The 14,961-nt window shown below is 72.2% G+C and carries 14 protein-coding genes; 8 read left to right on the top strand and 6 right to left on the bottom strand.

The window, feature by feature from the left end; translation table 11 throughout:
* Positions 1–160: 160 nt before the first annotated feature.
* Entirely contained in the window at positions 161–1,216 is a 1,056-nt protein-coding gene (locus tag ACQEU1_RS08800; protein WP_433198145.1) for an ABC transporter permease, read from the top strand.
* Entirely contained in the window at positions 1,213–1,911 is a 699-nt protein-coding gene (locus ACQEU1_RS08795) for an ABC transporter ATP-binding protein (RefSeq protein ID WP_433198143.1), read from the top strand. Before ACQEU1_RS08800 ends, ACQEU1_RS08795 begins: the two co-directional genes overlap by 4 nt.
* Here the strand turns inward: ACQEU1_RS08795 and ACQEU1_RS08790 are convergent.
* The 4 genes from ACQEU1_RS08790 to ACQEU1_RS08775 form a co-directional block, all read right to left on the bottom strand.
* On the bottom strand, positions 1,869–2,213 hold the full coding sequence (locus ACQEU1_RS08790) for a hypothetical protein (protein WP_433198141.1): 345 nt from the start codon (positions 2,211–2,213) through the stop codon (positions 1,869–1,871). The two genes, ACQEU1_RS08795 and ACQEU1_RS08790, sit on opposite strands and share 43 nt — an antisense overlap.
* Before the next feature lie 319 nt (positions 2,214–2,532).
* Positions 2,533–3,378, bottom strand: a complete 846-nt coding sequence (locus tag ACQEU1_RS08785; RefSeq protein WP_433198139.1) for a hypothetical protein — start codon at positions 3,376–3,378, stop codon at positions 2,533–2,535.
* A 7-nt stretch (positions 3,379–3,385) separates the two neighbouring features.
* A complete protein-coding gene (locus tag ACQEU1_RS08780) occupies positions 3,386–4,984 on the bottom strand; it encodes an ABC-F family ATP-binding cassette domain-containing protein (protein ID WP_433198137.1) in 1,599 nt (532 codons plus the stop codon).
* Positions 4,977–6,587, bottom strand: coding sequence for an ABC-F family ATP-binding cassette domain-containing protein (locus ACQEU1_RS08775; protein WP_433198135.1), 1,611 nt, complete (start codon positions 6,585–6,587; stop codon positions 4,977–4,979). Before ACQEU1_RS08775 ends, ACQEU1_RS08780 begins: the two co-directional genes overlap by 8 nt.
* Positions 6,588–6,818: 231 nt before the next feature.
* Between ACQEU1_RS08775 and ACQEU1_RS08770 the strand changes: the two genes are divergently transcribed.
* The 5 genes from ACQEU1_RS08770 to ACQEU1_RS08750 all read left to right on the top strand — a co-directional run bounded on the left by ACQEU1_RS08770 (position 6,819) and on the right by ACQEU1_RS08750 (position 12,145).
* On the top strand, positions 6,819–7,748 hold the full coding sequence (locus ACQEU1_RS08770) for a patatin-like phospholipase family protein (protein ID WP_433198133.1): 930 nt from the start codon (positions 6,819–6,821) through the stop codon (positions 7,746–7,748).
* A gap of 74 nt (positions 7,749–7,822) precedes the next feature.
* Positions 7,823–8,398, top strand: coding sequence for a TetR/AcrR family transcriptional regulator (locus ACQEU1_RS08765; RefSeq protein WP_433198131.1), 576 nt, complete (start codon positions 7,823–7,825; stop codon positions 8,396–8,398).
* Positions 8,395–9,783 carry an amidase gene (locus ACQEU1_RS08760; RefSeq protein ID WP_433198129.1) on the top strand — a complete coding sequence of 463 codons (1,389 nt, stop codon included), beginning with the start codon at positions 8,395–8,397 and terminating at the stop codon, positions 9,781–9,783. The genes ACQEU1_RS08765 and ACQEU1_RS08760 overlap by 4 nt, the downstream gene beginning before the upstream one ends.
* Positions 9,784–9,795: 12 nt before the next feature.
* Positions 9,796–10,668: an alpha/beta fold hydrolase gene (locus tag ACQEU1_RS08755; protein WP_433198127.1), complete on the top strand. Its 873-nt coding sequence runs from the start codon at positions 9,796–9,798 to the stop codon at positions 10,666–10,668.
* 4 nt (positions 10,669–10,672) lie between these two features.
* The gene (locus ACQEU1_RS08750; RefSeq protein WP_433198125.1) at positions 10,673–12,145 is read left to right on the top strand and encodes an amidase; all 1,473 of its coding nucleotides are present in this window, start codon (positions 10,673–10,675) and stop codon (positions 12,143–12,145) included.
* Here the strand turns inward: ACQEU1_RS08750 and ACQEU1_RS08745 are convergent.
* Positions 12,135–13,091, bottom strand: coding sequence for an alpha/beta fold hydrolase (locus ACQEU1_RS08745; protein WP_433198123.1), 957 nt, complete (start codon positions 13,089–13,091; stop codon positions 12,135–12,137). The two genes, ACQEU1_RS08750 and ACQEU1_RS08745, sit on opposite strands and share 11 nt — an antisense overlap.
* A 50-nt stretch (positions 13,092–13,141) precedes the next feature.
* Between ACQEU1_RS08745 and ACQEU1_RS08740 the strand changes: the two genes are divergently transcribed.
* Positions 13,142–13,747 (top strand): helix-turn-helix domain-containing protein, encoded by a 606-nt coding sequence (locus ACQEU1_RS08740; RefSeq protein WP_433198121.1) that lies wholly within the window; start codon positions 13,142–13,144, stop codon positions 13,745–13,747.
* Here the strand turns inward: ACQEU1_RS08740 and ACQEU1_RS08735 are convergent.
* On the bottom strand, positions 13,734–14,948 hold the full coding sequence (locus ACQEU1_RS08735) for an MFS transporter (protein ID WP_433198119.1): 1,215 nt from the start codon (positions 14,946–14,948) through the stop codon (positions 13,734–13,736). The genes ACQEU1_RS08740 and ACQEU1_RS08735 overlap by 14 nt on opposite strands.
* Positions 14,949–14,961: the final 13 nt, after the last annotated feature.

Below are 14,961 nucleotides of genomic sequence, written 5' to 3'. Positions count from 1 at the left end.
CCCAGGCTACGCAGCACCGGCCGTGACCACCTCTGTCGAAAGGTACAACCGGCGCGCCGCCTTCCGGCCCGGCAAGTGCCATCCCCGGCCAGATCCGCGACCGGGGTGCCGGAGGAGATCGTGGACACGTCCCACTCGACCACCGGAAAGGACCAGGCCGTTGTTCGTCGGCTGGAGAGACCTGAAGTTCGCCAAGGGGCGCTTCGCCCTGATGGGCTCGGTCATCGTGCTGATCACCCTGCTGGTCGGCCTGCTGTCCGGGCTGACCGCCGGGCTCGGCCGGCAGAACGTCTCCGCCGTCACCGGCCTGCCCGCCGACCACATCGCCTTCGCCCCAGGCCTGTCGTACGCCGACTCGGCCGTCACCGAGGAGCAGTGGCGGCGGTGGGCGGCCACGCCAGGGGTGAGCAGCGCCGAACCGCTGGGCATCATCACCACGAAGGCGAGGGCGGGCGACCAGAGCGCGGGTGTATCGGTGTTCGGCGTGCGATCCGGCTCCGCCCTCGCCCCTGCCGAACCGACGGGGAACTCCGTCGTGCTGTCCACCGCGGCCGCTGAGGACCTCGGCCTCCGGCCAGGAGACCGCCTCGTGCTGGCGGGGCGGGAGCTGACGGTCGCCGCCGTGTCCGGCGACGCCTCGTTCAGCCACACCCCGGTCGTCTGGGCCACGCTCGACGACTGGCGCGCCATCGCTCCTCCCGGCACCGACACGGTGGCGACCGTGCTCGCCCTGACCACGTCCGGCGCGGACATCGGCGCCGCCGATCAGGCCGCCGGGACCAGGACCGTCACCAAGGACGAGTCGTTGTCCGCGATCGGCTCCTACACCTCGGAGAACGGCTCCCTGCAACTGATGCGCGGCCTGCTGTTCGTCATCTCCGCTCTGGTCATCGGCGCGTTCTTCACCGTCTGGACCGTGCAGCGCAGCGCCGACATCGCGGTCCTCAAAGCCTTAGGCGCCACCACGGCCGCGCTGCTCGGGGACGCCCTGGGACAGGCCGTCGTGCTGCTCACCGGCGGCACGCTGCTCGGAACAGGACTCGCCGCGGCACTCGGCGCCGCGCTCACCGGCTCAGCCATCCCGTTCGCGCTCACCCCGGGCACGGTGCTCGTCCCGGCCGCCGTGACGATCCTGCTCGGCCTCCTGGGCGCCGCGCTCGCCGTCCGCCGCATCACGGCCGTCGATCCCCTGACCGCGCTGGGAAGTGCCCGATGAGTCTCACCCTGACCGACGTCACGCTCACCTACCCGGACGGCGACTCCCGCCTCACCGCACTCGACCACGTCACCCTGGACGTGCCCCGAGGAAGCCTGACCGCCGTGGTCGGCCCCTCCGGCTCCGGCAAGTCCAGCCTGCTCGCCGTCGCCGCCACCCTGATCACGCCCGACACCGGCACGGTCGTCGTCGACGGCACCGCCACCGCGGGCCTGAGCCGCGCCGAGCTCACCGACCTGCGCCGCCACAAGATCGGCATCGTCTTCCAGCAGCCCAACCTGCTACCCGCCCTCACCGCCGCCGAGCAACTCCAGGTGATGAGCCATATCCCGGCCGAGGCCCGCACCCGTGCCCTGGACCTGCTCGACGCGGTGGGCCTAGCGGCCCAGGCACACCGCCGCCCGCACCAGCTCTCCGGCGGGCAACGCCAGCGGGTCAACATCGCCCGCGCGCTGATGAACGACCCGGTGGTCCTGCTGGTGGACGAACCCACCAGCGCCCTGGACCACGAACGCGGGGCCGCCGTCCTCGACCTGCTCACCCGCCTCACCCACCGGCAGGCCACCGCCACAGTCCTGGTCACGCACGACCGCACCCACCTGACCGCGGTGGACCGGATCGCCGAGGTCCACGACGGCCGGCTCACCTCAGCTCAGGCGCGCAGCGTCTCCAATTCCCGCGAGGTCGCCCAGTGAGCGGGGACGGTGTCGCGCGGGTGGGGTGGCAGGGCGGCGTCGCGGAGGCTGTCCGGCCACTGACCGGCGGTTCTCGGCTGCACGGTGCGCGTGTCGTGGACGAGCAGCCGCCACCGTGCGGCGCTCACCGTGTCGAGGGCGACGAGGATCCGCTCGCCCACCGCGTGAGCGCGATCGTCGTTGCGGAGGTTGTCCGGCCACTGGCCGGCGGTTCTCGGCTGCACGGTGCGCGCGTTGTGGACGAGCAGGCGCCACAGTTCGGCGCTCGCCGCGTTGAGGACGGCGAGGTGCCGCTCGCTCACTGCGTGTGCGCGATCGTCGTCGCAGCAGGTGTCGCCGCCGGCACCGGTTGGTCGCCAGCTCGGGCGCGCAGTCGCTCCAGTTCGTGCGAGGTTGCCCAGTGAGCCGGGACGACATCTCGCGGGTGGGGTGGCAGGGCGGCGTCGCTGAGGCTGTCCGACCATTGGCCGCCGGTCCTCGGCAGCACGGTGCGCGTGTCGTGGACGAGCAGCCGCCACCGTGCGGCGCTCACTGTGTCGAGGACGGCGAGGTCCCGCTTGCTCTCCGCGTGAGCGCGATCGTCGCACCAGGTGTCGTCGCCAGCACCGGTTGGTCGCCGTCTCAGGCGCGCAGTCGCTCCAGTTCCTGCGAGGTCGCCCAATGAGCCGGGACAACATCGCGCGGGCGGGGTGGCAGGGCGGCGTCGCAGAGACTGTCCGACCACTGGCCGCCGGTTCTCGGCAACACGGTGCGCACGTCGTGGACGAGCAGGCGCCACAGCTCGGCGCTCACCGCCACCGCACCACCGGGCCACGCCTCGCCGGTCTGCGGATGCCGTGGCACCAGCAGCAGATCCGCCTCTCCCGGCACACCCGGCCCGGCCAGGGCGAGCGACCGGGGCGGGCCGGCGGACGGTTGCCGCACGTCGAGGGCGGGGCCGAGCACCACGGCCAACGGTCCCTCCGGAACGGTCACGCGCGCGCCCTCCGCCGCGACCAGCACGCGTGCGACGGCCACACCCGCGGCGATCGCCACGCGTCGTTGCCACCACAGGTCGCCGTCTGTCGGCGACGGGCCCTTCCAGTCGAAGTCCTCCCAGGGCCGTACCGGGTCGGGCGCGCCCACGAGACGTACGGCGTCCGGTGCGAACCGGACCAGCTGCCAGCGCGAGCAGTCGTCGAGGCGTGTGGCGGCCGGTCGGCCGCAGGCGCACGCCAGGTTCGGGATCGACCCGTTGTCCACGCCGCAGCAGCCTGCCCCGGGGTCGCCCTCGATCCAGGACAGGCCGCGGACGTCACCGGGGGCGACGAGGAAGTCGCGCCGCACGGTGTAGGTGCCTTCGGCCAGCAGTGGTGGGGTGAAGTCCGTGCTGCCGCCCCAGGCGATGCCCTCGTGGTCGGGGCAGTCCACCTGGGACAGCGGCATGGTCAGCGCGGCATCGCACGCCACGCACTCGAACACGACCATCGGTCCATCATGCGGTGGCCGTCCAGCGATTTAGGCCGATCTCCTTGCCACGCCAGCGCTTGCGCAGCCACCGGTCGTGGCTCGCGACCACGATCGCCCCCGGACCTCGTTGCCCGAGCGCGTCCTCCAGCTCGTCGCACAACGTCGGAGAGAGGTGGTTCGTCGGTTCGTCGAGGAGCAGTAGCTGGGGTGGGTCGGCCACCAGCAACGCGAGTGCCAGCCGGCGTCGTTGGCCCACGGACAACGCGCCGACCGGCTTGCCGAGGTCCCACTTGTGCAGCAGTCCCAACGAGTCCAGCGGTACCGCGGCCACCCGTTCGGCGCCGAGCGCGCGGCCGTAGGTGGCGCGGGCGGTGAGGCGTGGGTTGGCGAACGACGTGTCCTGGTCCAGCGAACCCACGCGCACGCCGGGGGTTCGTCGCACGCCGTCCGCCGGCAGGCGTCCGGACAGCACGTGCAGGAGCGTCGACTTGCCCGCGCCGTTCGGGCCGGTGACCAGCAGGCGGTCGTCGTCGCGGACGTCCAGGGCGTCGAGCGCGAGCCGTCCGGGGATTCGGAGGTGCCGCAGCGACACCAGGTCCTCGGCCTCGACGGCGAGCAGGTCCGGCGTGAAGCGCAGCGGGCGCGGGGGAGCGGGGACGGCGGCGCGTTCCAGGTCCTCCAGGCGGCGGGTGGCGTTGCGGACGCGGCGGGAGATCTGGCTCTGCACCCGGTTCGCGCGGACGCCGTAGCCCATCTTGTCGCCGTCGCGCATGGGGCGGCCAGGGGCCACCCTGCCCGCGATCAGGTCGAGCGACGAGCGGACCTCGGCGATCTCCTCCTGCTCCTCGGCGAAGCGGCGTTCCCAGCGGTCGCGGTCGGCCCGTTTCTGGTGCAGGTACTCGGAGTACGTGCCGCCGAAGCGGACCGGGCCGTCCGGTGTGGGGTCGAGGTCGAGCAGGTCGGTGCAGACCGCGTCCAGGAACGCGCGGTCGTGGCTCGCCAGCACGACCGTGCCCGGCAACGCGCGGAGCTGCTCCTCCAGGAACGCCGCCGCGTCGTCGTCCAGGTGGTTCGTCGGCTCGTCCAGCAGCAGGGCGGTGGGGCGGCGGATCACCAGTGCCGCCAGGTCCAGCCGTCGGCGCTGGCCACCCGACAACGAGCCGAGCGCGCGGTCTCGAACGACGTCGCCGAGCCCCAGTCCGGTGAGGACGATGTCGGCACGCCGGTCGGCGTCCCAGGCCTCGTGCAGCTGCGCGAGCTCGAGTCGTTCGGAGTACTCGGCGAGCATCGCCGGGTCGTCCAGCAGCGCGCTCAGCCGGTCGAGCTCGGCCAGGTCGGTGCGGGCCTGGGCCAGGGCGTCGTCCAGGACCTCTGCCACCGTCGCCGAGTCCGGGAACGGCATCTCCTGGCGCAGGAAGCCCAGGTCGGAGGGCCGCCGCACGGTGCCGCCCTCCGGCTGGTCCACGCCCGCGAGCAGGCGCAGCAACGTCGACTTGCCCGCGCCGTTCTCGCCGATCAGGCCGATGCGGCGGCCAGGTGCCGCGGTCAGCGACACGCCGTCCAGCACCCTCCTGCCGGCGAAGCCGCGCACGAGTTCGGTGGCCACCAGGGCTGCCTCAGCCATGTGCGGCCTCCAGCAGCTTGCCGTTGTCCAGGCGCAGCCAGCGGTCGATCTTCACCTCTTTCAGGAACCGTTCGTCGTGGCTCACGACCACGAACGCGCCGCGGTAGGCGTTCAGCGCGCTCTCCAGCTGGCCGGCGCTGACCAGGTCGAGGTTGTTCGTGGGCTCGTCGAGCAGCAGGAGCTGCGGCGCGGGCTCGGCGAACAGAATGCACGCGAGGGTCGCGCGGAGTCGTTCGCCGCCGGACAGCACGCCCACCGGCAGGTGTGCGCGGGCGCCGCGGAACAGGAAGCGCGCCAACAGGTTCATCCGGTCGGCCGGGGGCATGGCCGGGGCGAACGCGGCCAGGTTCTCCGCCACCGTGCGGCCGTCGTCGAGCAGGTCGAGCCGCTGGGACAGGTACGCGACCCTGCCGTCGGCCCGTTTCACCTCACCGCTGTCCGGGGTCAGCGAGCCGTGCAGCACCCGCAGCAGCGTCGACTTGCCGGCGCCGTTCGGGGCGGCCAGCGCGATGCGTTCGGGGCCGCGGATCGCGAAGTCCAAGCCGGAGAACAACTCCCGCACCCTGATGCCAGAGCCGTCGAACAGGGTCCGTCCGGCGGGGACGACGGTCTGCGGCAGGTCCAGGCTGATCTTCTGCTCGTCCTTCACGGCCCGTTCGGCCTGGTCGAGCTTCGAGCGGGCGGCCCCCAGCCGGGCGGCGTGCGTGCCGTCCGCCTTGGCCGCCGACACCTCCGCGTTGCGCTTCATGTTGCCCGCGAAGATCCGCGGCAGGCCCGCGTTGGAGAGGTTCTTCTGGGCGTTGGAGGCGCGCCGCGCGGCCCGTTCGCGCGCCTGCTGCATCTCCCGCTTCTCGCGCTTGACCTCCTGCTCGGCGCTGCGGACGTTCTTCTCCGCCACCTCGCGCTCGGCCGCGACGGACTCCTCGTACGCGCTGAAGTTGCCGCCGTAGAAGCGGATCTCGCCGCCGTCGAGCTCGGCGATCCGGTCCATCCGGTCCAGCAACGCCCGGTCGTGGCTCACCACGAGCAGGCAGCCGCGCCAGTCGTCGAGCACGGCGTAGAGGCGGTGCCGGGCGTCGAGGTCGAGGTTGTTGGTGGGCTCGTCGAGCAGCAGCACGTCCGGCTGCTTCAACAACTGCGCGGCGAGGCCGAGCGAGATGATCTGGCCGCCGCTCAGCGTGTCGAGGCCGCGGTCGAGCGCCAGGTCGCCCAGGCCGAGGCGGTCGAGCTGGGCGCGGGTGCGTTCCTCCAGGTCCCAGTCGTTGCCGATGGTGGTGAAGTGCGCCTCGTCGACGTCACCGGACTCGACGGCGCGGATGGCGGCGAGGACGTCGGCCACGCCCAGCACCTCGGCCACGGTCAGCCCGGCGGTGAGCGGCAGGTCCTGGGGCAGGTAGCCGAGCACGCCCTCGACGGCCACGCTGCCGCCGGACGGCTCGAGCGCGCCCGCGACGAGCTTGAGCAACGTCGACTTGCCGGCGCCGTTGGGGGCGACGAGACCGGTGCGCCCGCCGGGCACCGAGACGGACAGGCCGTCGAACACGGGGGTGTCGTCCGGCCAGGAGAAGGACAGGGACGACACGACGATGAATGCGTCGGACATGGGTGTGAGACCTCAGGATGTGCCGCGCGCGAACCGCTGCCGCGCGAGTGAGAAAAGGGGACGACTCAGACGGCCACCACGAAGCGATGGCCTGTCACATCCAGGGCTCACCCTGAGATGTCGTCTTCACCCACCAGCACGTCGAACTCCTCGGTTGATCTCCCTTTCACCGTAGCAGCGCACCCAGGACTCCGCCGACGGGGTTTCGCCGCCGGGTGGCACTGTGGAGTGGTGACAGTTCTCCAGTTGCTGCGCGAACGCGGGCTGCAGCGAAGCGTGCCGGGTCAACGGACCGACGGCGCGCGCCTGGCGTTGCTGATCGAGGGCGGCAGCTCGCGGGCCGTCTACTCGAGCGGCATGACGGTGACGATCGAACGCCTCGGCCTGCTGCCGCTGTTCGACGCCGTGTACGGCAGTTCGGCCGGATCGCTCAACGCGGCATGGTTGCTGTGCGGCCGTGCGGACCGCAGCAAGCACGCGTGGTGGGACCCGGCCGTCATGCGCACGACGATCGACCCGCGCAGGGTGTTCGGCAAACGGCCCGTGGTCGACACACGGCACCTGATCCACACGATCTACACGCAGGTCCATCCGATGGGGTTCCAGGAGATCCTCGACAACCCGGTCGAGTTCCACCCGATGGCCACGGACGGACTGACCGGCGAGGCCGCCGACCTGCACCCGCACGTCCGCGACCAGCTGGGCATCCAGACCGCGCTGAGGGCCTCGTCCGCGATGCCCGTGCTGGCCGGCCCGCCGGTGGTGATCGACGGACGCCCGTACGTCGACGCGGGCCTGAGCGAGACGATCCCGGTCCGGACGGCGCTGGCCCAGGGCGCGACGCACGTGGTGGCGCTGCGGACGCGGCGGGCCGACGAGGTGGGGTCACCGCCGTCGCGGCTGGAGCGGATGGTGCTGGGGCGGTGGTTCGCCCGGCACGCACCGGGGGTCGCGGCGGCGTGGCTGCGGAGGGAGGAGATCCGGGCCGAGGACGAGAACCTGCTCGCGACGCACCCGGACTGCCTGCAGATCCGGCCTCCGCTGGGGAGCGCGGTGATCGGGCGGACCGAGCGGCGGCCTCGGGTGATGCAGGACGCGCTGGACGTGGGGATCGCGGCGGCGCTGCACGACCTGGGCGACAGCGTGGTCGAGGCCCGCTGACCGCCGGCCCTTGTGGACTCCCGCCGGCCGCTCTACGGTAACGCAACAACCTGTTGCGAATTGGAGGGCTGCCGGTGGCGGGGCGTCCGCGGGATCCCGAGCTCGAACAGCGGCTGCTGGCGACGGCGTGGTCGTTGCTCACCGCGCACGGCTACGACGCGCTGGCGTTGACGCGGGTCGCGGCCCAGGCCGGCGCGCACCGGACCGACGTCTACCGGCGGTGGCGCAGCAAGGTGCGGCTGGTGGCGGACGTGCTCGACGCGTACCTGCCGCCGGTGCCCGACCCCGACACCGGCACGTTGCGCGGGGACCTCAGGGCGTTCGCTGAGGACCTGGCCGCGGCCTGGAACGAGCCGTGGAACGACGGGCTCGTCGGGTTCCTCGCCGACCTGCGCGGTGACGGGGAGGCGGAGCGGACGTTCCGGGCGCTGGTCGCACGCCGGTCGCAGCCGCTGGTGGACGCCATCGCGCGGGCGGTGCGGCGCGGGGAGATCGCCGAGGTGCCGGAGCTGCCGTTCGTCGGCAACCTGCTCGAAGGGCCGGTGATGCACCGGCGGATGTTCGGGGGCGGGCCGCTGACGGCGCAGGAGCTCGACGTGGTGACGGACTCGGTGCACCGGCTGCTCACCGGGACGTCGGTGGCGCCGTGAACCTGCACGACCTCACGGCGGCGCGGCAGCTGGAAGGGTTGCGCGCCAAGGAGTTCAGCTCGCGCGAACTGACCGAGCACTACCTGGACCGCATCGGGCGGCACGCGGACCTCGGCGCGTTCGTGACGATCAACGACCAGGCGCTCGCCGAGGCGGAGGAAGCGGACGCACGGCTGGCGAACGGCGACCGGGCGGCGTTGCTCGGGCTGCCGATCGGCATCAAGGACCTCGCGGCGACGGCGGGGCTGCGCACGACGTTCGGTTCGGCGGCGCTGAAAGACTTCTTGCCACCGCAGGACTCCTGGACGGCCGGGCTGATCCGGCAGGCCGGGGCGGTGCTGGTGGGCAAGACGAACACGTCGGAGTTCGGCGCCACCTGCTACACCGAGAACGACGTCGCGACCACGGCCGTCACCCCGTACGCGCCGGGGAGGTACTCCAGCGGGTCGAGCGGCGGCGCGGCCACGGCGGTCGCGGCCGGGTTGCTGCCGGTGGCGCACGCCAGCGACGGCGCCGGGTCGATCCGCACGCCCGCGGCGACGTGCCACCTCGTCGGGATGAAACCGAGCAGGGGACTGGTGAGCCCGGCGCCCGCCGTGGCGTTCCTCAGCGCTGGCACCGAGGGGCCGATCGCGCGCACGGTCGAGGACGCGGCACTGCTGCTGGACGTCATGGCGTCGCCCGCGCCCGGCGACCTGTACGGGTGGCGCGACGAGGGCGGGTTCGCCCAGGAGCTCCGCCGCCCGCTCAAGATCGCGACGTGGACCGACACCGGCACCGGGGAAGCACCCGACCGCGAAGCCGCGAGAGCAGTGCGACGCACGGCGGAGATGCTGACCGGACTCGGCCACGACGTCCGGGAGATCCCGCTGCCCGCCCGCTGGGACGAACCGGTGACGCGCGCGATCCTGACGTGGTTCGCCTACCAGGTCGGCACCATCACGCAGCAGATCGTCCCGCCGGACAGGACGAACCTGCTGCGGCCGTACACCCGGCACCTGCTCGCCATCAACGAGACGTTGTCCGCCAACGACATCGTCACCGCGCAGGCGCTGCTCGCCCGGTACGCCAGCGCGTTCCTGGCCGCGACCGACGACTACGACGTCGTCCTCACGCCCACGACGAACGGCGCGCCGGTGCCGATCGGCTACTACGGCGCGCACGAGGCCGACCTGATGCTGAAGTGGTCGTGCCCCACGCCGTGGGCCAACCTCGCCGGGGTGCCGGCGATCTCGCTCCCGTCGCACGTGGACGACGAGGGGCTGCCGCACGGCGTGCACCTCGTTGCCCGCGCCCGCCGGGACGCCGAACTGCTCGCCCTCGCCGCCCAGCTCGAAAGCGCGCGGCTGTGGGAAGACCGCCACCCGCCCGCCTGGCACGACTGAAAGGCACCCCAGATGCCCGACCCCGGACTCGGCCTGACCGAGCAGCACGTCACGTTGCCCGACGGCCGCGCGATCCGCACCGTCCGAGCCGGACAGGCGCCAGGCCCGTTGATCGTCTTCGAGGCGGGGATGAGCGCCCCGGCCTCGTCGTGGATCCACACGCAACGCGAGGTGAGCGCGCGCTACCGCACGTTGTCCTACGACCGCGCGGGGTACGTCGGCAGCGATCCCGACCCGCACGACCGCACGCTCGACCGGATCGTGGACGACCTCCAGGCCACACTGGACGCACTCGGCGAGACCGAACCCGTGGTGCTCGTCGGGCACAGCTGGGGCGGCCCGATCATCCGCGTCTTCGCCGACCGGTACCCGGACCGCGTCGCCGCGATGGTGTTCGTGGACGCGACCCTCGCCGAGATCATGGCCACCCGCAACGCCAAGGTGGCGGCCCGGTTCCTCGCGCTGATGGGCTTGGTCGCCCGGTTCGGCGGCAAGGGGCTGATCAGGAAGCAGACGTTCCGCAACGGCGTCGCACCCGAGATCTCCGCGGCGGACGTGGAGATCATGACCCGCGACTACGCGAACCAGCGGGCCATGAGGGCGGGCAGCAGGGAGGCCGCGCAGATCGCCTCGGCGCTGCCGGTGATGCGGCGCGTGCAGGCGAAGGGCACGCCGGACGTTCCGGTCGTCTGCCTCCAGGCCGGGCTGGTCGAGCGCGGCATGGCGAAGTGGCGGCCGCGGTTCAACCAGTACACCCAGGACCTGATGGACGCCGCGCCGCGCGGCAGGATGGTCGTGGCCGAAGGCGCGGGACACCTCGTTCCGCAGGAATCGCCGGAGATCGTCCGGGAAACCATTTTCGGGGTGGCCGAACAGCTACCTTGAGCGCGTGGACTTCGACGAGTACCGCAAGTACGACGCCACCGGGCTCGCCCGGCTCGTCGCCGAGAAGCAGGTGTCCGCGGCGGAGCTCCTCGCCGTGGCACGGGAGCGCGCCGCCGCGGTGAACCCGCGCCTCAACGCGATCGTCAGGGACGTGCCCGCCGACCCGCGCGACGACCTCACCGGTCCGTTCGCGGGCGTGCCGTTCCTGATCAAGGACCTGGGCCAGGACTACGCGGGCCTGCCGACCTCGAACGGGTCGCGCTCGCTCAGGTCCCACAACGTCGCCGCGCACTCCACTGTGGTCCAGCGCTGGATCGACGCCGGCCTGGTGATCTTCGGCAAGACGAACCTGCCGGAGTTCGGCGCGAAGGCGATCAGCGAGTCCACCACGTGGGGCCCCGCGCGCAACCCGTGGGACCTGGACCGCACGCCCGGTGGCTCGTCGGGTGGTTCGGCGGCCGCGGTCGCCGCCGGGATCGTGCCGTGCGCCGGCGCGAACGACGGCGGTGGCTCGACCCGGATTCCCGCCGCCTGCTGCGGTCTCGTGGGCTTGAAGCCGGGCCGCGGCCTGACGCCGTTCGGCCCGGAGACCGCCGAGATGATGCACGGCGCGGCGGTGCAGGGCGTCGTCTCGCGCACGGTCCGCGACACGGCCGCGATGCTGGACGTCATCTGCGGCGGCGAACCGGCCGGGCCGTACTCGCCCGCGCTGCCACCGGAGTCGTTCGCCTCGTACGTCGGCCAGGAGCCCGGCAAGCTGCGGATCGGCGTGCGGGTGCCGTCGGCGATCAACCCCGACCCGCACCCCGAGGCTGTCGCCGCGGTCGCGTCGGCCGTGAAGACGCTCACCGACCTCGGCCACCACGTCGAGGAACTGCCGGAGGCGCCGTTCGACGACGCGGCCCTGGCCAAGGACTTCCTGCTGACCTGGTTCGTGAACCTCGCCTGGAAGGTCGCCGACGCGAAGCGGCTGACCGGGGCGCCGGACCTCGCGTTCGAACGCGACACGCTGCTCATGGCCGCGCTGGGACGGGCCACGAGCAGCGTCGACTACGTGGACGCGGTGCAACGCAGGCACGAGCACACGCGCCGCCTCAGCACCTACTTCGAGTCGTTCGACCTGCTGCTGACGCCGACGCTCGCGACCCCGCCGCCCAAGGTCGGCCAGTTCGACCTGCCGGTGTCGCTGCAACGCGCGACGGACGTGCTGCTCAAGACCGGCACCGCCCGGTTCCTCAAGCACACCCCGGTCGTCGAGGACATGATCAAGGAGAACCTCGGCTGGGTGCCCTACACGCAGCTCGCGAACATCACCGGCCGTCCCGCGCTGTCGTTGCCGCTGCACTGGACGGCGGACGGGCTGCCGCTCGGCGTCCAGTTCGTGGCGCCGCTGGCGGGGGAGGCCTTGCTGATCAAGCTCGCGGCGCAGCTGGAGGAGGCCGCGCCGTGGTCCGATCGGCTGCCGGTCATGAGCTGAGGAACCGCAGCAGTTCGGCGGTCACGAACTCCGGGTTCTCCTCGACGAGCCAATGTCCCGCCTTCGGGACGTCGACTGCGCCCACGATGTTCGGCACGCGCGGTGCGACCGTTCCCTTGATCGCCTCGGCCTGACCTTCGGCCGCCATCACCAGGGTCGGGTCCTGCACCGGTCGTGCCGCCTCGGTGTCGCGGACGTCCTGGTCGAGCGAGCGGTACAGCTCGAAGCCGTTCGAGAGCGACCGGTCGTACGTGCGCGCGTACTCGTCGATCTCCTGTTCGCTGAACGGGGACTTCGTCGACGTGCCCCCGAAAGCGCTGCCCTGGTAGGACACCTGCGGGTAGAAGAGCTTCAGGTAGTCGCGGACGTCGTTCTGCACGACCGCCTCCGGGACCTGGGGCTGCGAGTGGAACGCGATGTGCCAGCTCAGGCTCCGGTACGTGCGCGCGTCGATCGCCGGGCCGGGCAACGGCAGGTCGAGGTAGCCCAGGCGGGCGGTGTCCTCGGGGAACTGGCTCGCGTACTGGAACGCGACGGCGGCGCCGAGGTCGTGACCGGCGATCGAGACGTCCTCCAGGCCGAGCTCGCTGGTCAGCCCGTGCACGTACCGCGCGAGCGTGGCCTTGTCGTAGCCCTTGGGCTTGCCGGTGCTGTCGCCGAGTCCCGGCAGGTCGAGGGCGTACACGGTGTGGCGTTCGGCGAGCGCGGGCATGATCGGCCACCAGCCGTACCAGGTCTGCGGCCAGCCGTGCAGCAGCACGACGGGGCTGCCGCTGCCGCCGGTGACGTAGTGCATCTTCACGCCGTCGACGTCGGCGAACTCGTGCCGGAACGCCTTCTGGAAGGCCGGGTCGTTCTGGGTGATGGCCGCATGTGCCGGGGTCTCGGCGGCTGGGGTGGCACAGGCGGTGATCAGGAGCAACAGTGCGACTACGAGGCGTTTCATGCCTCGATCTTGAGCGCCGGTTGCCAGATGTGGCACGAAAACTTGCCGTCATGGCAAGATGGGCGTTCGTGAACCGCGAAACCGAAGACGTTCTCGACGGGGTGGGCGCGCGGCTGCGGACGTTGCGGCGGCACCGCGGCATCACCCTCGCCGACCTCGCGACGACCACCGGGATCTCGGAGAGCACGCTGTCGCGGCTGGAGAGCGGGCAGCGGCGGGCGACGTTGGAGCTGCTGCTGCCGTTGTCGCGGGTGTACGACGTACCGCTGGACGACCTCGTCGGCGCGCCGCGGACCGGTGATCCGCGCATCCACCTGAAGCCGATCCACAAGTACGGCATGACGTTCGTGCCGTTGTCGCGCCGGCCGGGCGGGGTGCAGTCGTTCAAGATGCTCATCCCCGCCGTGTCCGAGCCGCTGGAGCCGGCGTTGAAGACGCACGACGGGTTCGAGTGGCTCTACGTCCTCAACGGACGGCTGCGGCTGGTGCTCGACGACCTCGACCTGACGTTGCCGCCGGGCGAGGCCGCCGAGTTCGACACCGGGAAACCGCACTGGCTCGGCAGCGCGGACGGCGGCGCGGTCGAGCTGCTGATCCTGTTCGATCCGCAGGGGGTGCGCACGCACGTCCAGGCCGACAAGATCACGCCCGGCTGAACCGCGTGGCGGCCAGGCCCGCCAGCGTGATCACGGCGAGGACCACGCCGTACCCGATGGCCATCGAGGCCGCGCCGACGACGCCGACGAACAGGCCCGCGACGATCGCCGCGCTGCCCATCGCGAGGTAGCCGACGAAGAAGATCGCGGTGAACAGCCCCGCGCGTTCGTGCGGCGCGACCTCGGGCACGAGCCCGCGCGTGGTGCCGGCGAACGACGCGCCGATGCCCGCGCCACCGACGATCGCCGCGGCCCACAGCAACGGCAGCGAGGTCGCGCCGATGCTGCCGATGAACAGCACCGCGCCCACGACCATCGCGCCGGTGCCGGCGGTGCGCAGCGTCGGCGGCCGGTAGCGGCTGGTGAACGCGGAGGCCACGGTGGACGCTCCGAGCGCCACGAACGCCAGCAGCGACCCGACGATCGGGCTCTTCACCGCGAACACCGCGACCAGCAGTGCGGGCACGAGACCCATGAACGCGGTCATCGTCATGAACCCGCCGACGATGCTCGGCACAGTCGTCCAGTAGAGCCTGCGCACCTGGACCGGCAGCTTCAGCCGCGGGTTCAGCGACGCGATCGCGCCCGGCTTGCGCGTGGCGGTCTCGGGCGTGAAGGTCGCGAAGAGCGTCCCGGCCGCCATGACCACGGCGAGCACGAGCCACACGTCGAAGGCGGCGTTGGAGGAGAACTCGGCCAGCACGCCCGAGAACAGCGCGCCGATCGCGAGCCCGCCGAGCGGCGCCATGCTGGTCATCTGCGCGCCGAGCTTCTTGAACCTCTCCGGCGCGAGCTCGACCACGGCGGCGCTGAGCGCGCTGGACGCGGCACCGGTCGCCACGCCCTGCACGATCCGCGCGGCGATGACCCAGCCGATCGACGGCGCGAACAGGAACATCAGCATCGCCACGAGGTCGATCCCGAGCGCCGCGATCATCAGCGGCCGCCGTCCCACGTGGTCCGACAGCGACCCGATCACCAGGATCGACACGAGCAGCGAGAACGCGTAGATGCCGAACGCGAGCGTCAGCACCCAGGGTGCGAAGCCCCATTCGTGCTGGTAGACGGGCAGCAACGGGGTCGGCGCCCCGGCCGCGACGAGGATCGCCACCATCGCCGCCGAGATGCCCGCGAAGCCGACGCCGCGGGACAGGAGAGGCCGCCGCGCGGTCGTGGCGGGACGGTCGAGCAGTGCGGTCATCGCACTTCCTCCT

The organism is Lentzea sp. CA-135723 (genome assembly GCF_050936595.1).
Classification (GTDB): domain Bacteria; phylum Actinomycetota; class Actinomycetes; order Mycobacteriales; family Pseudonocardiaceae; genus Lentzea.
Note: the sequence above shows the minus strand (reverse complement) of the source record. Positions and strands in the feature narration are given on the sequence as shown.